General features: G+C 67.5%; 23 protein-coding genes. 9 read left to right on the top strand and 14 right to left on the bottom strand.

Annotation, left to right across the window (positions count from 1 at the left end):
• Nucleotides 1-63: 63 nt before the first annotated feature.
• From M0208_RS12290 to M0208_RS12240, 11 genes are all read right to left on the bottom strand, one after another.
• Entirely contained in the window at nt 64-954 is an 891-nt protein-coding gene (locus M0208_RS12290) for a flagellin (RefSeq protein WP_258891973.1), read from the bottom strand.
• Complete coding sequence (flgK, locus tag M0208_RS12285) at nt 954-2300, bottom strand: flagellar hook-associated protein FlgK (RefSeq protein WP_258891972.1); 1347 nt, start codon at nt 2298-2300, stop codon at nt 954-956. The genes M0208_RS12290 and flgK overlap by 1 nt, the downstream gene beginning before the upstream one ends.
• Nucleotides 2297-2632 carry a rod-binding protein gene (locus M0208_RS12280; RefSeq protein ID WP_258891971.1) on the bottom strand — a complete coding sequence of 112 codons (336 nt, stop codon included), beginning with the start codon at nt 2630-2632 and terminating at the stop codon, nt 2297-2299. The genes flgK and M0208_RS12280 overlap by 4 nt, the downstream gene beginning before the upstream one ends.
• Complete coding sequence (locus M0208_RS12275) at nt 2629-3717, bottom strand: flagellar basal body P-ring protein FlgI (protein WP_258891970.1); 1089 nt, start codon at nt 3715-3717, stop codon at nt 2629-2631. The genes M0208_RS12280 and M0208_RS12275 overlap by 4 nt, the downstream gene beginning before the upstream one ends.
• Before the next feature lie 177 nt (nt 3718-3894).
• A complete protein-coding gene (locus tag M0208_RS12270) occupies nt 3895-4662 on the bottom strand; it encodes a flagellar basal body L-ring protein FlgH (protein ID WP_258891969.1) in 768 nt (255 codons plus the stop codon).
• Nucleotides 4663-4670: 8 nt separating this feature from the next.
• Nucleotides 4671-5459 (bottom strand): flagellar basal-body rod protein FlgG, encoded by a 789-nt coding sequence (gene flgG / locus M0208_RS12265; protein ID WP_258891968.1) that lies wholly within the window; start codon nt 5457-5459, stop codon nt 4671-4673.
• A 13-nt stretch (nt 5460-5472) separates the two neighbouring features.
• Nucleotides 5473-6225: a flagellar basal body rod protein FlgF gene (locus M0208_RS12260; RefSeq protein WP_258891967.1), complete on the bottom strand. Its 753-nt coding sequence runs from the start codon at nt 6223-6225 to the stop codon at nt 5473-5475.
• 23 nt (nt 6226-6248) lie between these two features.
• Nucleotides 6249-7514, bottom strand: a complete 1266-nt coding sequence (locus M0208_RS12255; RefSeq protein WP_258891966.1) for a flagellar hook protein FlgE — start codon at nt 7512-7514, stop codon at nt 6249-6251.
• Between the two features lie 24 nt (nt 7515-7538).
• Complete coding sequence (locus M0208_RS12250) at nt 7539-8216, bottom strand: flagellar hook assembly protein FlgD (protein ID WP_258891965.1); 678 nt, start codon at nt 8214-8216, stop codon at nt 7539-7541.
• Nucleotides 8217-8218: 2 nt separating this feature from the next.
• Nucleotides 8219-8626 carry a flagellar basal body rod protein FlgC gene (gene flgC / locus M0208_RS12245; RefSeq protein ID WP_258891964.1) on the bottom strand — a complete coding sequence of 136 codons (408 nt, stop codon included), beginning with the start codon at nt 8624-8626 and terminating at the stop codon, nt 8219-8221.
• Between the two features lie 2 nt (nt 8627-8628).
• Nucleotides 8629-8973: a flagellar basal body protein gene (locus M0208_RS12240; protein ID WP_258891963.1), complete on the bottom strand. Its 345-nt coding sequence runs from the start codon at nt 8971-8973 to the stop codon at nt 8629-8631.
• Nucleotides 8974-9294: 321 nt separating this feature from the next.
• Here M0208_RS12240 and M0208_RS12235 point away from each other — a divergent pair, with 321 nt between their 5' ends.
• From M0208_RS12235 to M0208_RS12200, 8 genes are all read left to right on the top strand, one after another.
• Nucleotides 9295-9969 (top strand): motility protein A, encoded by a 675-nt coding sequence (locus M0208_RS12235; protein ID WP_258891962.1) that lies wholly within the window; start codon nt 9295-9297, stop codon nt 9967-9969.
• Nucleotides 9966-10493 carry a flagellar motor protein MotB gene (locus M0208_RS12230; RefSeq protein WP_258891961.1) on the top strand — a complete coding sequence of 176 codons (528 nt, stop codon included), beginning with the start codon at nt 9966-9968 and terminating at the stop codon, nt 10491-10493. The genes M0208_RS12235 and M0208_RS12230 overlap by 4 nt, the downstream gene beginning before the upstream one ends.
• Complete coding sequence (locus tag M0208_RS12225; RefSeq protein ID WP_258891960.1) at nt 10490-10987, top strand: flagella basal body P-ring formation protein FlgA; 498 nt, start codon at nt 10490-10492, stop codon at nt 10985-10987. The genes M0208_RS12230 and M0208_RS12225 overlap by 4 nt, the downstream gene beginning before the upstream one ends.
• Before the next feature lie 69 nt (nt 10988-11056).
• Nucleotides 11057-11341, top strand: coding sequence for a flagellar biosynthesis anti-sigma factor FlgM (gene flgM, locus M0208_RS12220; RefSeq protein WP_258891959.1), 285 nt, complete (start codon nt 11057-11059; stop codon nt 11339-11341).
• Entirely contained in the window at nt 11328-11642 is a 315-nt protein-coding gene (locus M0208_RS12215) for a flagellar protein FlgN (protein WP_258891958.1), read from the top strand. The genes flgM and M0208_RS12215 overlap by 14 nt, the downstream gene beginning before the upstream one ends.
• Before the next feature lie 148 nt (nt 11643-11790).
• The gene (locus tag M0208_RS12210) at nt 11791-12663 is read left to right on the top strand and encodes a lytic transglycosylase domain-containing protein (RefSeq protein ID WP_258891957.1); all 873 of its coding nucleotides are present in this window, start codon (nt 11791-11793) and stop codon (nt 12661-12663) included.
• A 4-nt stretch (nt 12664-12667) separates the two neighbouring features.
• A complete protein-coding gene (flhA, locus tag M0208_RS12205; protein ID WP_258891956.1) occupies nt 12668-14728 on the top strand; it encodes a flagellar biosynthesis protein FlhA in 2061 nt (686 codons plus the stop codon).
• Complete coding sequence (locus M0208_RS12200; protein WP_258891955.1) at nt 14725-15429, top strand: sigma-70 family RNA polymerase sigma factor; 705 nt, start codon at nt 14725-14727, stop codon at nt 15427-15429. Before flhA ends, M0208_RS12200 begins: the two co-directional genes overlap by 4 nt.
• Here M0208_RS12200 and M0208_RS12195 read toward each other — a convergent pair.
• Complete coding sequence (locus M0208_RS12195) at nt 15380-15667, bottom strand: hypothetical protein (protein WP_258891954.1); 288 nt, start codon at nt 15665-15667, stop codon at nt 15380-15382. The two genes, M0208_RS12200 and M0208_RS12195, sit on opposite strands and share 50 nt — an antisense overlap.
• Entirely contained in the window at nt 15657-16241 is a 585-nt protein-coding gene (locus tag M0208_RS12190) for a hypothetical protein (protein WP_258891953.1), read from the bottom strand. Before M0208_RS12190 ends, M0208_RS12195 begins: the two co-directional genes overlap by 11 nt.
• A gap of 219 nt (nt 16242-16460) precedes the next feature.
• On the opposite strand from M0208_RS12190, the gene M0208_RS12185 reads away from it, so the two are divergent.
• Entirely contained in the window at nt 16461-17531 is a 1071-nt protein-coding gene (locus tag M0208_RS12185; protein WP_258891952.1) for a glycosyltransferase, read from the top strand.
• A gap of 120 nt (nt 17532-17651) precedes the next feature.
• Here the strand turns inward: M0208_RS12185 and M0208_RS12180 are convergent, their stop codons facing one another.
• The gene (locus tag M0208_RS12180; RefSeq protein ID WP_258891951.1) at nt 17652-18464 is read right to left on the bottom strand and encodes a flagellin; all 813 of its coding nucleotides are present in this window, start codon (nt 18462-18464) and stop codon (nt 17652-17654) included.
• Between the last annotated feature and the right edge of the window lie 145 nt (nt 18465-18609).

Raw genomic sequence — 18609 nt, 5'->3', positions numbered from 1 at the left:
TGAACGTGTCGGGGACCAGCGTTAACCGCAGTTGGTAGCGATCGGGTTAACCCTGAACGAAACTCAGCGCAGATAGTCGAACAGCGACAATTGCGAGAGCTTGGAGAAGCTCGCCTGCGTCGCCTGCAGGATCGTCATCGTCTTCTGCAATTCGGTGATCGCATCGGCGACGTTCACGTCCTCGATGCCCGACCGGGTGACCTCGCGGTCCTCCGTGGCGGTCTGGATCTGCGCATAGACCAGATCGACTCGCGCGGCGCGCGCGCCGAGCGAGGTCTGCGTCGCGGTGACGCTGTCCGACACCGCGTCCAGCGCATCGCTGGCACCGCCCGGAATTTCGTCGCCAGCGCGCAGCGCCGCGGTGATCGCGGCCAGCGCGCTGCCGATGTCGGTCCCGCCGCCGCTAAGGAAATTCGCGGCATTGCTGCCCGGCTGGACGCTCTGCCCGTCGCCGATCGGGATCGCCGACGCTTCGCCCGTCGCGAAAGAAAACGATCCGTTGGGGTTCTTCGTTACCGCGACATCGCCCGATGCGCCGCCGAACAACGGCTGGCCCCGCGCGTCCCTGGTATTGGCCAGCGCGGCGAGCGATTCGACGATGCCGTCCAGCTCGGTCGCGATCGCCGCGCGCCCCTCGGGCGACTGCGTGCCGCTCTTCGCCTGGATCGTCAGTTCGGACGCGCGCTGCAATTGTTCGGTGATCTGCTTCAGCGTCGTGTCGGCCTGTTGCAGCACCGACTGCGCCAGCTTGACGTTGGCCGTGTCGGTCTTTGCATCCGCGGTCAGCCGCGAAAGGCCCTGCAGCCGCTGGTACGCCACGCTGCCGTCGGAGGGGCTGAGCAACTGCTTGCCCGTCGAAATCTGCGTGCTGAGCGTTTCCGCGCGCGACGTCAGCGACTGCATCGCGGTCTTCGACCGATCGTAGAACAGCCCGGTGGAAAGATTGATGCTCATCAGTTTATCCCGATGATCGACTGGAACGTCTCGCGCGCGACCTGGATGATCCGGCTCGACGCCTGATACGCCTGCTGGAATCGCAACAGGTCGACCGCCTCGTCGTCCAGATCGACGCCCGACACCGCGTCGCGCGCCAGGATCGCACCGTCGTGGATCGCGCTCTGCGCCTCGGCGACGGTGCGGCGGCTTTCGATCCCGGCGGCGTTGGAGGCGACCGCGCTGGTCAGCCGCATCTCGAACCCGCCGCTCGCGCGCAGACTTTCCAGCCGCGCCAGATTGCTGTTGTCGCGCGTTCCGCCTCCGGCCGACGCCGCGGCGACGCCCGACGGATCGGTCAACATCACACGGATGTCGCTGGGCGTCGCGCCGACCGCGAACATCGCCGCGCCGCCCGCGCCGTTCAGGTCGCGGCCCTGCGCCTGCACGTCGTTCACGCCGTCGACGAACTGCGTCGCCAAGACGTCGAGCGACGCGCGCGCGTCCGCAATGCGTTGCGCGCCATCGGCCACGCCTGCCAGCGCGCCCCCGTTCGGCGACAGCACCGCGGCGGTGCCCGCACGCGAAACGGCGAACGACACAGCACCCTGCGCATTGCGCGAATAACTCACGCTGCCCGCCTCGGTCCCGGCGACCAGCACCGGACCGCCAGCGCCGCCAGCGCGCACCGTCGCGCGCCCGACCGGATCGATCGTCGCGCTGATATCGACCAGTGCGCTCATCTGTTCGAGGATCTGGTCGCGCCGATCTGACAGGTTCGCCGATGCCGCGGTGTTGGTGCCGGCGCGGCTCATCGCGTCGTTGATCTTGGCCAGCGCGGTGCCGAGCGAATTTAAGTTCGCCGCGGCCTGATCCGCCATGCCGTCGAGATCGGCGGTGACCTGCGCCAGCGCATCGCCGGTCGCGGCGAAGCCCGCGGCGACCGCAGCTGCATTCTCCAGCATCACCGCGCGCGGCGCGAGCGAGGAGGGATCGGCCGCGACCGACTTCGCGGCGTTGAAGAATGTGGTCAGGCTGGCCGACAGATCGGGGCCGGTCAGCGCGAACTGGATTCGCTCCAGCCAGACCGATCCGGTTTCGGTCTTGGCCAGATCGGTCGCGGCCTGCCGCACCGACGCCGCCTTGAACATATCGCTCGCACGGCTGACCCCGGTGACCACCACGCCATAGCCGCTGGTGTTCCCCGCGACCGCGACGCCGCCGCCGACCGCGCCGACTTCGCTCAGCGTCGCCGTGCGACGCGAAAAGCCCGCAACTCCGGAATTGGCGATGTTCTCCGACACCGTCGTCAGCGCGGACTGGTGCGCGCGCACGCCCGAAGCACCGATGGACAGCAGGTCGCTCATGGCGTGGCTTTGCCACCACCCTGGTTAACGATCGGTTGCGATGCCGCTTCGCTAGGCAGCGCGCGCGCCAGGAAATCGGTCATCGCCTTACCGATGCCGAGCGGTGAATGTTCCGCCATCTGCTGCACGACCTTCTGGTCCTGCATATCGCGGAACGTGTCGACCGCCTGGCTGTCGAACAATGGCTCGGCCAGCGTCGCCTGACGCATCGCCTTCATCATCATGCCGGTAAAGACCGCCTCGAACTGCTGCCCCGCCTTGGCGAGACTCTCTTTCGTCTGCGACCGGTCGAGGCCGGAGGCGATCCCGGTTACGCCACCGATAGTAGTCATAGCACGATCAACTCCGCCTTCAGCGCGCCGGCTTCCTTCAGCGCCTCGAGAATCGCGACCAGGTCGGCCGGCGATGCGCCGATCGCGTTCACCGCTTTCACCACGTCGGCCAGCTTCGGCGCGGATTCGATCAGGAACATCGGACGACGCTCCTCCTCCACCCCGACGCCGGATTTCTGTTCTACCGCGGTCTGGCCCTGACTGAACGGCGCGGGCTGGCTGATGCGCTGACTCTCGTCGATCTTGACGGTCAACTTGCCGTGCGTGACCGCGGCCTGCGTCACGCGCACCGCCGAATTGATCACGACCGTCCCGGTGCGCGCGTTCACGATTACCTTCGCGGACGGTTCGGCGGAGTCGACCGTAATGTTCTCGATCGTCGACATGATCGTCGCGCGCACATCCGCCCCGACCGGCGCACGCACCGCGACCGACACCGCGTCAACCGCTTGCGCGGTGCCCGCCCCGAGCCGCAGGTTGATCGCGCCCGCAACGTTCTGCGCGGTCGTGAAATCGGCGCGCGCCAGATTGTAGGTCAGGAACGGCGTGTCGGCGAACCCGGTCGACACCGCGCGTTCGACCGTCGCGCCGTCGGGGATGCGCCCGGCCGACGGGATGTTGACGACGATCTGCGACCCGTCCTTGCCCTCTGCGCCAAGCCCGCCGACCGCGAGGTTGCCCTGCGCCATCGCATAGACTTGACCGTCCGCGCCCAGCAGCGGCGCCAGGATCAGCGCACCGCCACGCAGCGACTTCGCCTTGCCCATCGACGCGACCGTGATGTCGATCTTCTGCCCGGGCTTCGCGAACGCCGGCAGGTCGGCGGTGATCATCACGACCGCCGCGTTCTTCAGCCCCGGATTGATGTTCGGCGGCAGTTGCAGCCCGAACCGCGACGCGACCGCCTTCACCGTCTGCACGGTATATTCCAGATTGTCGTCACCGGTGCCGGGCAACCCGACGACGATGCCGTAACCGGTCAGCTGGTTCGACCGGATGCCTTGGAACCCGCCCAGATCCTTGATCCGGTCGGCGGACGCAGGAGCGGCGAACAGCAGCGCAGTAACGGCGACGATCCACCCCAATCCTCCCCCGCCCGGGGGAGGTGGCGCGCGCAGCGCGACGGAGGGGGCGGAAGCACGACGGATATAATCGCTTACCTCCCCCTCCGACGCCTTCGGCGCCACTTGCCCCTGGCGGGGGAGGATTGAGCAGAACGAAGCCCTGAACAGCTTGAGGATACGGAACATCATGCTGATCCTCTAAAACGGACTGATGGTCTGGAAGAAGCGGCTGAACCAGCCCTGCCGTCCGGCGCGCGCAACGTCACCCTTGCCGATGTAGGCGATCTGCGCATCCGCCACGCGCGTCGACAGCACGCGATTGTCGCGGTCGACGTCGGCGGTGCGCACCAGCCCCTTGATCTGCAGGAATTCGTCGCCGCGATTGAGCGTGACGCGCTTCTGCCCCTGCACCAGCATCGTGCCGTTGGGATAGACCGCCGCGACCGTGACCGAGACCTCGCCCGACAGCGAATTGGCCTGATCCGCGGTGCCCACGCCGTTGAAATTGCGGTTGCCGCTGATGCTGGCGTCGGTCTTGTCGAACAGGTTCAGCGGCCCGGTGGTCGGCGGCGTGATCCCGAAGCCGCCGCCCGAATCAAGCTTCGACGACGACGATTTCGACGCCGCGGTGCGTTCCACCAGCACGATCGTCAGCGGATCGCCGACACGCCGCGCGCGCCATCCCTCGTGCAGCGCGGCATAGCCGTCCGCGGCCTGGAAGATCGCGCCATTGGCGATCGGCGGAGCGAGCGGCTGCGGCACCGGGACCGGCATCATGCGCACCGCGGTGAAATCCTCCGCCGGCTTCTTCTTGCCGAACAGCCCTGCTTCGGCGGGCGACGGCATGAACGCCGCCGCGACCAGCGCGGCAGCGACCGCGCCGAGCGACAGCTCGATCCAGTGACCACCAACCGGCGCAAGCCGGACACGAAAACGCTCAAATGGGTTGGGTGCGCGCGATGCCATGATCCGCCTCAGATGTTCTGGTTGACGTATTTGAGCATGTCGTCGGTCGCCGAAATCATCTTCGAATTGACCTCATACGCGCGCTGCGTCTCGATCATGTCGACCAGTTCCTGCACGACGTTGACGTTCGACGCCTCCAGCATGCCCTGCCGCACGCGCCCGCGGCCGTTCTCACCCGGCACGCCCAGATTGGCCGCACCGCTGGCGGCGGTCTCGACCAGGTAATTGTCGCCGGTATTCTGCAGGCCCGCGCCGTTCGCGAACGACGCGACCTGGATCTGCCCGATGTTCTGCGCCTCGGTCTGGCCTGGCACGGTCGCCGACACGGTGCCGTCGGTGCCGATCGTGATCGCGGTCGCGCCTTCGGGCACGGTGATGCCGGGCATAACCTGATAACCCTCGCTGGTCACCATCAGTCCCTCCGCCGAACGGCTGAAATTGCCCGCGCGGGTATAGCCCAGCTGCCCCCCCGGCAGCTGGACCTGGAAATATCCGTCGCCGTCGAGCGCGAGGTCGAGGCTGTTGCCGGTCGTATTGAGCGACCCCTGCGTATCGATCCGCGCCGTGCCCTGGACGCGAACCCCGGTGCCCAGCGAAAGGCCGGTCGCGTATTTCGTTTCCTGCGTCGACTGTGCGCCGGCTGCAGTGACGGTCTGATAGTTCAGCGTCTCGAACGCCGCGCGATCGCGCTTGAAGCCCGTCGTCGCGACGTTGGCCAGGTTGTTCGAGATGACGCGCATCCGCATGTCCTGGGCGTCCAGGCCGGTGCGGGCGATGTGCATGGCGGCGGTGGTCATGTTCTAATCCTTCTCAGCCGGGCATCCGCATCACGGATGCGGCGCCTTCGTCCATCGTCTTGGCTTCTTTGAGCAAATTGGCTTGCACTTCGTACGAACGCTGGTTCTCGATCATGTCGACCAGCACCTGTGTCATGTTGACGTTCGATCCTTCCAGCGCGCCGGTGGTGACCTTCGCGTCGAGATTGTCGGGCAGCACGCCGCCACCCTTCACGCGCAGCAGATTGTCCAGCCCCTTCGAAGTGTTGGTGCCATTGGTCGACACCAGCTTCAGCTTGCCGATAACCTGCTCGGCCCCGCTGGCGTCGCCTTGCGGCACGATCGAGATCGATCCGTCGCCGACGATGCTGATGCGGTCGTACGGCGGGACCGTCACCGGTCCGCCGTCGCCCATCACAATGAAGCCGTCGCCGGTCTGTAGCGTGCCCGCGGGCGAAACAGACAAATCGCCGCGCTTCGTATAAGCCTCGGTTCCGTCGACCGCCTGCACGGCCAGCCAGTCGTCGCGCCCGTTCAGCGCCAGGTCCAGGTTGCGCCCGGTCTGGATGATCGCGCCGGACGACCGGTCGATGTCGGTGATCTCTTCGCTGGCCGGCGCGCGCGCTTCGAACCGCGCGCCGCCACCCTTCATCTCGACCCGGTCGAACACCACGCGATCGGCCCGAAAGCCGGTCGTCGACACGTTCGCCATGTTGTTGGCGATCGCAGCCTGCGCCGCCATGTGCGCCTTCAGCCCCGTCGCCGCAGTGTAGACCAATTTGTCCATTCAGGCGCTCCCCGCTTGTTCGGTTACGAGCGGATGTTGAAGATGGTCTGCGAAACCTGGCTGGCGGTATCCAGCGCCTTGGCGTTCGCCTGGAAATTGCGCTGCGCCGCGATCAGCCCGACCAGTTCCTCGGTGATGTCCACGTTCGACCGCTCGATCGTGCCCGACATCAGATTGCCCAGGCCCCCCTCGCCCGCCGCGCCGGCCTGCGGCTGGCCCGACAGGCCGGTCGACGACCAGTAACTGTTGCCGGTCTGGCGCAGGCCCGACGGATTGGTGAAATTGACCAGCGCGACCTTGCCCAGATTCTGCACGTCGCCGTTCGAGAAGCTGGCCTTCACCAGCCCGTCCCCGTCGACCGTCACACCCTGCAACTGGCCGACCGCCGCGCCGTCCTGGCTGCGCGAGGCGATGTTGAAGGGGGAGGCGAGCTGCGTCGTCGCGGTGCCGAAATCCAGCGTGATCTGCTGCGGCGCGCCCGATCCGGCGGGCGTGAACGCGTCGAACTGCGTCGTCCCGCCGCCGGTCAGCGCCCCGTTGTCGAACGTCAGCGTCTGGTGATCGACGCCGCCAGTGCTGAGCGCCTGATCGCCGACGAAGCTGTAGACCGACCAGGTGCTGGTCGTAGCGCCGCCCGGAACCGGTGCCGTTTCACGCTTGAAATAGCTGGTCATGGTCAGCGCGTTGCCGCTGGCGTCGAACACGGTCGACTGGGTCGACTGGTTGTAGCTCGACGGATCGAAGCGATCGAACGTCGCGGTTGTCGGGATCGTCGCGGTCGCCGACAGGTTCGCGCCGTATTTGACGATCGAGGTCGGGGTCGCGACGCCGCTCGTCTCGGGCAGCCGCAGTGAGATCGCCTGATCGATGCCCGATGCGACGACCGCGCCCGACCCGTCCACCGGATACACCTGCAGATGCCCGCCGTTGCCGTCCACGACATAGCGGTTGGTGTCGACCATGAAGCCGCCGTTGCGGGTGTAGCTGATCCCCGACGCATCGACGTTCGGCTTCACCGCGAAGAACCCGTCGCCCGAAATGGCCAGGTCTAGCGCATTGGCCGACTGGACCAGATTGCCCTGCCCGAACTGCTGGCGGTTGGCTTTCACCACCGCGCCCGATCCGACCATCTGGGTCGGCGACAGCGATACCGACGATGCGATCACGTCGGCGAATTCAGTGCGGGACTTCTTGAAGCCGTTGGTCGAGACGTTCGCGAGGTTGTGCGAGATCGTCGACATGTCGGTCTGGGCGGCCTGGAGGCCCGAAAGCGAGGTGTAGAAGGACATTTCAGTTACTCCTGGAAATGGGGTTCAGCCGATCTGGCGGATGGCGCTGACGGGGATGTCGCCGATGCCGGGAAGCGAAAGGACGGGACTGCCGGTGGTGGTCGAAACGGACTGAACGGGCGCCCAGACCAGGTTGGTCGCGCTGACGGTCTTGCCGTCCTTCTGCGCGCCCACGCTGACCGTGAACGGTCCCGCGCCCGCATCCGCCCCGACCGCATCCTTGCCGTCCCAATCGTACGCGACGGTGCCCGCGGCCTGCTTGCCCAGGTCGATCGTCTTCAGCACCTGCCCGTTCGCATCGGCGATCGACACGGTGACCGCGCTCGCGTCGCCGCCCAGTTCGACCGCGCCGGCGATGCCGCCCGCGCTGCGTCCGTAAGCGGTGTTGCCCGCGGTCTGCACGGTGCGCCCGATATAGCTGACCGCATCCGACGTGGTCGTCGCGCCCAGCTTGTCCGAAATCGCCTTCAGCGTCGTCGACATCTCGGTGATGCCCGACAACTGCGAGAATTGCGCCATCTGCGCGACCATCTGCGTATTGTCGACCGGCTCGAACGGATCCTGGTTCTTCAACTGCGCGGTCATCAGCTTCAGGAAGTCGCTCTGCCCCAGCGTATCCGCGCCCGACGCCTTCACCGCGGTGGAGGACGTGCTGCGCGCGATGCCGAGATTGCCGAGCGTTGCGTCGAAGGAAGTGGCCATAGTCAGCGTCCCAGCTTGAGGGTGTCGATGATCAGCGTCTTGGCGGTGTTCATAACCTCGACGTTGTTCTGGTAGCTGCGCGCGGTCTCCAGCATGTCGACCATCTCGCGCGTCTCATCGACCGCGGCTTCGAAGACGTTGCCGTCCTTGTCGGCCATCGGATTGGCGGGGTCGTAACGCTTGGTCGGCGCTTCGCCCGCGTTCACGACGCGCTCCACGTCGACGGTCGCCATCCCGCTCGCCTGGTCGAAACTGGTGCGGAACACCGGCTTCATCGTGCGGTAGGCGGTCGCTTCGGAACCCGAGACGCCCTTGGCGTTGGCGAGGTTCGACGCGGTCGTGTTCATGCGGACGAGCTGAGCGCTCATCGCGCGGCCGGCGACCTGGAAGATGGTGAGCGGCTGGCCCATGGTTATTCTCCGCGCAGCGCACGCGTCAGCGTGCTGATGCGGCCGTTGAGGAAGGAAAGCGTCGTCTGATACTGGATCGCATTCTCGGCGAAGGCGGTCTGTTCCTGGCTCAGCTCGACGGTGTTGCCGTCCATCGACGTCTGGTTCGGCACGCGATACTTGATCGCGCTCGCCATCGCGGTCGACCCGTTGCGCTCGACAGCGGATAGCGCCTGGCGGAAGTCGACGTCCTGCGCCTTGAAGCCGGGCGTGGACGCATTGGCGATGTTCGACGCGAGCACCCCCATGCGCTGACCACGCACTTCGAGCGCCGCTCCGTGAACTCCGAAAAGACTGTCGCTGGCCATCGGCCGTCTCCTGCACGTCAGTGTGCGCGGGGAGATCAGCAAGGGGTGTGCCAGTTTGTGTTACGATGGTGGCGCGGGGTTTGCTGGCAGGCGAGGCGGCAAACCCTTGCCGGGTCGGCGGCAAGCGTTGCCGGGCCGACTTAATTCCTCCCCGGCACGGGGAGGGGGGACCGCCAGCCTTCTTTAGGCTGGTGGTGGAGGGGCAGCCACAAGCGACGGTCCTGCTTGGCTGCCCCTCCACCGTCTGCGACGGTCCCCCTCCCCGTGCCAGGGAGGAATAGTAGGTCAGCATTTGGCCCGCCCCTTGCAAATCACCCCCGCATGACACCCGGCACGTTCCTGGACCCCATCGCGCTATCCATCGTCGGCGGCGGCACGATCCTCGCCGCCATCCTCCGCACGCCCGCGCGCGATCTTGCCCGCGCGATCGCTGCGCTGGCCACGCTCCCGCGCCGCCGCTTCGCCGCCGAACCCTTGCTGCAGCAGATCGCCGCACTCGGCCGGATCGCGCGCCGCCACGGCGCGATCGCGCTCGACCGCTCGGTGATTGCCGACCTCGACGTCGCCGCCGCAGTAGCCGACATCGTGGACGGGGCTAGTCCGGAGGCGGTCGCCACCAAACTCCGGCACCTGCGCCGCGCGCGGATCGAACGCCACGTCGCCGCCGCCGACGCCTGGGCCGGCATGGCCGAGGCCGCACCCGCGATGGGCATGGTCGGCACGCTGATCGGCCTGGTCGCGATGTTCACGCAGATGACCGATCCGCAGGCGATCGGCAGCGCAATGGCGGTCGCCTTGCTCGCCACGCTCTACGGCGCGCTCCTGTCGAACCTGATCGCGTTGCCGATCGCAAACCGCCTGCGCGCCGCCGCGCGGCACGAGGCGTTCGAGCGCGCGCGGATCGAGGAACCGCTGGTAGCGCTCGCCACGCGTGAACAACCTCAGAATCGTCAAGCGCCGGTCACCTTCGCGCCGCTGGCGGAGGCCGCGGAATGACCGTCGACGACTTCCCCATCACCGCCCCCGCGCGACCCTTGTGGCTAATCACGCTCGCCGATCTGGCGCTGCTGCTGGTCGGCTTTTTCGTCCTGCTGCAGGCGAATCAGAACCTCGACAAACGCGCGCTGGCCAGCGGCTTCCGGCAAGGCTTCGGCGGCGCGGCCAAGGACACCGCGCCTGAACCCCAAAGTGAATCAATGCCCGTCGCCGCCGCCGCGATGCTCGATTTCGCGCCCGGCTCAGCCACCCTTCCCTCCACCCCCGACGCGATCGTCGCCTGGGCGCGCGAGGCGGCGAAAGACCCGCGCGTCCGCCTGACCGTCACCGGCGCGAGCGACGGCAGCGCCGCCGATGTCGACCCCGACACCGGCAGCGCCGCGGTCCTCGCCGCCGATCGCGCCCGCGCCGTCGCGGCCGCACTCGCTGCGGTAGCGCCGGGCCGCCTCGTCATCGTCAACGCCGCGCGGCCCGGCCGCCGCCACGTCGTCGTCACCCTGGATTTCGCCGGAGAGCCGAAATGATCGCCCTCATGCTGGCGCTCGCCGCCACCGTTCATCAGGACACGTCGTCGCTCGACCGCGCCGTCGCCGCCTTCACCGGCCGCCCGATGGGGGCGGAGGGCGGCGCACGCGCGCATGTCGATGCGCGCCTGCGGCTGGCGCAATGCCCGACCGTCTCGCTGTCGTGGCGCACCGACGCGCATGACGCGGTCGTCGTCGCCTGCGCCGGACCTGACTGGCGCATTTACGTCCCCGTCATCGCCCCGCCGCGCCAGACGATCGTCGCCGTCGCCAAGGCCGCGCCCGCCATCTCCGCCGAAAAGGTCATCAAGCGCGGCGACCCCCTGGTGATCGAGGCCGGCGCGGCAGGCTTTTCGATCACCCGCGAGGGCGTCGCCATGGCCGACGCCGCCGCGGGTCAGCGGCTGATGGTCCGCGTCGAGGGCGCAAAGGCCCCGGTCCAGGCCGTCGCGGTCGCCACCGGCCGCGCGACGCTGCCCGGCTGGTCCGAATGAAGAAAGTGCTAAAGTTCTTTTCCGAACGGCCGTTTGTCCCCGTGTCAGCAAGACGCGAAGGGTCTGGACATGGTGGAACCGCTGGGTGTGAAACCCGCAACGACAGGCGATCTGCGCATCGGCGCGGTGACGCGCGTGGCGCAAGCGGTCCCCACGCGGGTCGCGCCGCAGCTCGCCGAACCGGCGCAGACGCGGCTGGCCGCGCAGATGGCCGCAAAGCCGCCGGTGGATGCCGAGCGGGTGCGCGCGATCAAGGACGCGGTCGCGAACGGCAGATTCCCGATTTCCCCTGCGCGGATCGCCGACCGGCTGATCGCGGCGCGCTACGAATGGATGTCCGATGACCAGGCGTGACGCGCTGATCCAGGTGATCGAGACGCTCCACGCCGAGATCGCGGCGCTGAAGAGCAACGACGTCGCCGCGCTCGAACGCGCGACCGCGGCGAAACTGAAGCATATCGAACAATTGCAGGCGCTGGGCGATGGCCCCGCCAGTCCCGAGCTGAAGGAACTGGCGAGCGAAGCCGACCGCCTGAACGACACCTGCCGCATCTACGTGAACCTGATGGCGGCAAATGTCCGCCGCCGCCTGCAAATGCTGACCGGCGAAGGCGGCAACGCCTATCGCCGCGGGTCCGTGGCGGCCTACGCCTGACGATATCCGTCACCCCAGCGAAGGCTGGGGTCTCGTGCCGCACACCGTTCGCTTGCCGAATGAGACCCCAGCCTTCGCTGGGGTGACGGTTCCGGATTGGCACGCCCCTTGCTGAACACTCCTTCGAACAAGGGGCTCTTCAGCAACGATGACTATCAACGCCATCGCCAGTACCGGCCGGATCCAGTCCGCGATCGCGCGCGCCGCGCAGCGCACCGGAATCGATTTCGATTATCTGCTCGGCCAGGCGAAGGTCGAAAGCGGCCTGAACGCCTCCGCGCGCGCGGGCACCTCGTCCGCCACCGGCCTCTACCAGTTCATCGAACAGAGCTGGCTCGCGGTGGTGAAAGAGCACGGCGCGGAGCACGGTCTCGGCTGGGCCGCGAACAGCATCGGCCGCAATTCCTCGGGCCGTCTGACCGTCAGCGATCCCGCCGCGCGGCAGGCGATCCTCAACATGCGCACCGACCCCGAAGTCGCCTCGCTCATGGCGGCCGAACATGCCAGCGACAACAAGGCCGCGCTGGAAAACAGCCTCGGCCGCGACGCGACCGGCACCGATCTCTACATGGCGCATTTCCTAGGCCTTGGCGGCGCAAAGCAGTTCCTCGGCGCGATGCAGGCCAACCCCGATCGCACCGCCGCATCGATGTTCCCCGCCGCCGCCCGCGCCAACCGCAATGTGTTCTTCGAACGCGACGGCTCGGCCCGCTCACTCTCGGAAGTGTACCAGCGCTTTGGCGACAAGCTCGGCAACGGTTCCGGCAACACCGGGCCAAGCACCGGCAATTCCCTGCCGCAGATGCAGTTCGCCGCGCAGGCGCTGTCGATGGACGGGTCGACCGTCATCACCGGCGCGAACGAAACCGCGCGTGACGCGCTCGCCTGGGCCAACAGCACGCTGGGCCGCTTCACCGGCGCGAAGACGCAGACCCCGCAGATGCAGGCCGCGTCGCTACTCCGCCCGAGCCCCGACAACGCCCGGCTAGCGTACATGATGCTCGCAAGCATGGGCGGCTGATCCAATGAAAGCCCTCGCCTTCCTCCGCGGTTCCGCACTCCCGCTCGCGATCCTGCTGCTGATCGCGGTCATGGTCGTTCCGATCCCGGCATTCCTGCTCGACATCTTCTTCGTCGCCAACATCGCGATCAGCCTCGCGGTATTGATGGTCGCGCTGAACGCCCGGAAACCGCTCGACTTCTCCGCCTTCCCGACCGTCCTGCTGTTCGCCACCCTTTTCCGCCTCGGGCTGAACGTCGCCTCGACGCGCGTCGTGCTGGTCCACGGGCATGAGGGCGAGGCCGCCGCGGGGCACGTGATCGAAGCGTTCGGCACCTTCCTGATCGGCGGCGATTACGTCGTCGGCATCTTCGTCTTCGCGATCCTGATGATTATCAACCTGATCGTCGTCACGAAGGGCGCCGGCCGCGTCTCCGAAGTCAGCGCCCGCTTCACGCTCGACGCGCTGCCCGGCAAGCAGATGGCGATCGACGCCGATCTCAACGCCGGTCTCATCACCCCCGACGAAGCCAAGGCGCGCCGGGTCGAGGTGTCCACCGAAGCCGATTTCTACGGATCGATGGACGGTTCGTCGAAGTTCGTGAAGGGCGACGCGATCGCCGCGATCCTGATCCTGGCGGCGAACGTCATCGGCGGCCTGATCCTCGGCCCGGTCAGCCACGGCATGAGCCTCGGCGATGCGGCCAAGGGCTACACCCTGCTGGCGATCGGCGACGCGCTTGTCGCGCAGCTCCCGTCGCTGATGCTCTCGATCGCCGCCGCCGCGATCGTCACCCGCGTGTCCCATGAAAAGGATCTCGCCGGACAGATCGGGATGCAGTTCGGTTCCCCGCGCACCTGGACCCCGGTCGCGGGCATCCTCGCGCTGCTCGGCATCATGCCGGGGATGCCGCATCTCGTCATCCTGTCGTTCGCGGCACTCGCCGGGTTCGCTGCATGGAAGCTGCGCCAGATCGCCGCCCGCCCTGCGCCGGTCGAAGTCGTCACCGCCGAACCGCTCGACCAGAGCAAGATCGGCTGGGACGAAGTGACCGACACGATGCAGGTCAACCTCGACATCGGCTACGGCCTCGTCGGGCTGGTCGACGAACGCAAGGGCAGCCCGCTGATGGCGCGCATCACCGGCGTGCGGCGGCAATTGAGTAAGGAACTCGGTTTCGTCGTCCCGCAATGCCGCGTCCGCGACGACATCAACCTCGCGCCCTACACCTATCGCATCCTCGTCAACGGCGTGGTGGTGGGTGAGGATCAGGCCTCCGCCGACGAAATGCTCGCGCTCGACACCGGACAGGGCTTCGGCGAGCTGCAAGGCAAGAAAGCGAAAGACCCGACCTTCGGCCTCGACGCGACGTGGATCGCACCCGGCGACGCCGACGCCGCGACCGGCGCCGGCTTCCTCGTGGTCGATTCGGGCACCGTCATCGCCACGCACCTGAACCACGCGCTCGGCGCGAACGCCGCCGATTTGCTCGGCGCGGACGAGGTGCAGGCGCTGCTCGACGGCCTGAAGGAGCGCAACCCACAGCTCGCCGCCTCGCTCACCCCGCAACCGCTCGCGCTCACCACGCTGACCACGGTGCTGAAGCAATTGCTGGCCGAGGGCGTGCCGTTGAAGGAATTCCGCCGCATCGCCTCCTCGATCGCGGTCGCCGCACAACGCAGCCAGGACGCCGACGAAATTGTCGAACTGATCCGCCCCGATCTCGGCCCGCTCATCATCGGCAAGCTGTGCACAATGCGCGAACCGCTCCGTGTCATGACGCTGGAGGGCGGTCTCGAGGGCCTGCTCGGCCAGGCGATGCGCGCAGATCCGTCGCGCCGCCATGTCATCGAACCCGACCTCGGCCGCCGCATCGTCGATGCGCTGCAGCGCGCCGCGCAACCGTTGATCGCGGAGGCCAAACCCTTCGCGCTCGTCGTCCAGCCCGCGATCCGCGTTGCGATCCGCAAGCTGGTCCGTTCCGTCCTGCCGGATACCCCCGTCATGAGCTTCTTCGAAGTCCCCGAGGACAAGGCCGTCGAGGTCGTCGCCGTGATCGGCGCACCAGAGGCGCTTCCAGCATGAGCGCCGCCCTCACTTACTCGCCGCGCCGTCAGGATAACGCGCTGGTCGCCGAACATCTGCCGCTGGTCCGACGGCTGGCGTGGCATGTCCACGGCAGCGTCTCGACCGCGGTGGAGGTCGAGGATCTGGTCCAGGTCGGCCTCGTCGCGCTGATCGAATCGGCCTCCGCGTTCGAGGATCGCGGGCAAGTGACGTTCAAACAGTATCTCGTCACCCGCCTACGCGGCGCGATGATCGACGAACTTCGCCGCCACGCCGCGATGACCCGCGGCGCGATCCGCCGCCGCCGCGAATATGCGCGCGCCATCAGCACGCTCACCACACAAAACGGCCGCGCGCCGAGCGAAGCCGAAATCGCCGATCATCTGGGGGTGCCCGTCGTGAAATTACGCGCCGAATACGTCACCGCCGAAGCCGTCCGCTTCGAATCGATCGACGAGGTCTATGTCGACGACCAGCCGTGGTTCGCCAGCGAAGAACCCAGCGCCTTCGACCAGCTCGCCGAAAGCGAAGTGCGCGACACCCTGATCGCCGCAATCGCCGCGCTCCCCGAACGCGAGGCGATGGTGATCCAGCTGTACCACGTCGAGGAACTGAACCTGGAGGAGATCGGCGAGGTGCTGGGCGTCGGCGCCGCGCGCGTGTGCCAGATCAAGAGCGCCGCGCACGCGAAGCTGAAGAAAGCGATGACGCGGCGTTGATCCGTCGCCGGGCGCGGGTCCGCACGACCGGCATCGCGCCGGTGCTGCCCATCCGGTCGAGCCAGTGCCGGCCGCTCACCAGCAGCATCACGCCCGCCATCGCCAGGCAAAAGCTCAGCAGCGACAACCCCGTCCCGATCGCGCCGGATGCGCTGGCCGACGAAGGCAGTTGAGACACGCCGCACGCCGCGGCGAACAGCACGGCGCCGGTCGCGCGCCACGGCAGGTCACCGCGCATCGGCGTCGGTCCCGACCAGGATCGCGCGGCGATCCGGATGCGCCGCACCACGCGCACCGGGGTGGCGCAGCGCGTCCGCCAGCACATTGACGGTATGCGCCGCCGCCTCGGGCGGGGTCGTCACGACCAACGTGTCATCGGCCACGTCGAACAACGCGCGCGCCAGACGATCGCCATGCCCGTTCGCGTTCGTCAACGTCCGCGCCGACACCAATACGATGTCGGCCCCGTCCTCTTCCTCGGCCAGCGCAGGCTCGGCCGCGGTCACGTCGAAATGCCAGCCGATCGCGTGATCCTTGTGCAGCGCCGCCGCGCGCCGCGCCGCCTGCGCCGCCAGCCGCGACCGCGCGCATCCGCGCGCCTCGATCGACAGGAAGCCGAGCGCCCGCGCCCGCTCCGCCACGCGGATCAGGCGCTTGCCTGACCGGCTGTCGAGATCGACGATACGGATCGCACGCCGGCCGCGATCGCGCAGCGTCCGCAGCGCGGCATCGATCGCCGCCCCGAAGGAATCGGTCGCCAGCGCCGTACGATGGACGACCGCACTCGGCGACAGTGAAAGGCTGATGCTCATGTCCGCGCCCACATCCGATCGTTACCCGTCCGCATCACTGGTCTCCACTTGTCAGGAGCCGCGAATAGGCGATGAAAACATAGCGGTTCGAGGGCGATGGATCAGCCTGCGCATAGCATTTGCATAGCGCCGCCTTTAATCGATCCTTAACCACGCCGCGCCGATCCCTTGGATCATATCGCGGACCGCCATCGATCCGCACCCGACGAGGCGACGACGATGACGATCGGCGAAGAATCACCGCGAGCAGGACCGGCCCCACGCGCCAGCCTGGCCGCCGTGCTGATCGTGCGCGACGAAGCACGCGCAATCGTCCGCTGCCTCGATAGCGTTCGTCCGTGGGTCGACCGGATGATCGTCGTCGATACCGGATCGACGGACGATACGGTCGCCCATGCGCGCGACTGCGGCGCGGCGGTCCATCATTTTGCGTGGCGCGACGATTTCTCGGCCGCCCGCAACCACGCGCTCGCCATCGCCGACGCGGACTGGAACCTAGTCATCGACGCCGACGAACGGATCGACGCCGGCGGCCATCTGCTGCGCGAATGGTGCGACGGCGCGGCGCGATTGGGCGTCGTCCGCATCGACAGCGCCTATGACGTGCCGGGAGATGACGCCTCGGTCGCCGCGAACCGTAGCTGGATCACCCGCCTGCTGCCGCGCGGCGTCCGTTACGAACGGCGCGTCCACGAACAGGCCGTGTCGTCGCTGCCGCGCGAACGCCTGGCGCTGCACATCGCGCATGACGGATACCGCGATGCGCAACTGGCGCGCAAACCCGACCGCAACCGCCTGCTGCTGCTCGCCGATCTGCAGGATCGCCCCGACGACGCGTATATCCTGTTCCAGCTGGGCCGGGAATCATCGCGCCGCGGCGACGTTTCCAGCGCCTGCGACGAATACGCCCGGTCGCTCGCGCTGACCGCCCCGGCCGCGCCGTGGCGGCACGAACTGGTCATCTGCCTGCTCCAGGCGCTCGGGCAGGCCAACCAGACCAAAGATGCGCTCGCGCTAATCGAGGCGGAGATGCCGTGCTGGCCGCAATCGCCGGACTTCTTCTTCGTCGCCGGAGAAGCGCTGCTCGATCAGGCGATCGCCGACCCGGCCGGCGCGATCGGGCGCTGGCTTCCGCTGGCGGTCGCGGCGTGGGAACGCTGCCTGGAGATCGGCGAGCGTCCCGACCTGACCGGCAGCTTCGCCGGTCGCGGCAGCCATCTGGCGCAGCACAATCTGGCCGTCGTCCGCACGCAATTGTCGACGCTTTCGGGTTCCCGCGCGGCGGGTTGAAACCGAACCTTTCGAACCGCAAGTCACGCGCGCAAAAAAACCCCGGCGGCCGCGTGACCGCCGGGGCTTTTTTCCAGGCTCCGACCCCATTTTTGGGGGCGGGGCCGAAGCCGTGGGCTCTTAGCCGAGCAGCTTCAGCACGCCCTGCTGCGACTGGTTGGCCTGCGCCAGCATCGCGGTCGATGCCTGGCTCAGAATCTGCGCCTTGGCGAGATTGGTCGTTTCCGCCGAGAAGTCCGCATCCTCGATCCGGCTACGCGCATCCGACAGGTTCGTCGAATTGCTGGTCAGGTTGTTGACCGCGCTCTCCAGGCGGTTCTGCGTCGCGCCGAGACCCGCACGCGTGTTCGCCACCTTGGCGATCGCCGTATCGTACTGCGTCAGCGTCGCGGCGGGCACCGAAGCGCCACCAGTGACGATCGCGGCCAGATCGGCATCTGCGGTCAGATCGGTCAACGACAGCGAGATCGCGTCGCTGGCGTTTGCGCCCGCCTGGATCGAAACCGTCGCGTTCGTGCCGTCGAACAGGTTCTTGCCGTTGAACGTCGTGTTGGCGACGACGTTGGTGATCTGCGCCGCCAGCGCGTCCTGCTCGGCGGTGATGTTGGCGACGTCGCTGGTCGAGTAGGTGCCGTTGGTCGACTGGACCTTCAGCTCGCGCATCCGCTGCAGCATGTTGCCGACTTCGTCCAACGCGCCTTCGGCGGTCTGCGCCATCGAAATGCCGTCGTTGGCGTTGCGGATGCCCTGGTTCATCCCGCGGATCTGCGACGTCATCGAGCTGGCGATCGCCAGGCCGGCCGCATCGTCCTTCGCGCTGTTGATGCGCTTGCCGGTCGACAGGCGCTCCATCGCGGTCGACAGCATCTGGTTCGCCTTCGCCGACGCATTCGATGCGCGCAGCGACGAAATGTTGCTTCCGATAACACTCATGATCGTATCTCCTCAAGTCCTGCGTCCCCCACCGCCCCCAAAGCGAAGGTCAGGACACCGAACATGCAAACGACCGGCCGCGAACGACCTTAAGCATTTTCTTTTGGGGTAAGTCGGCGCCAACCCGCTCCCCCTCCCGACCACC

It is taken from the genome of Sphingomonas sp. SUN019 (assembly GCF_024758705.1).
Lineage (GTDB): Bacteria > Pseudomonadota > Alphaproteobacteria > Sphingomonadales > Sphingomonadaceae > Sphingomonas.
This window is presented reverse-complemented; position numbering and strand designations above follow the sequence as displayed.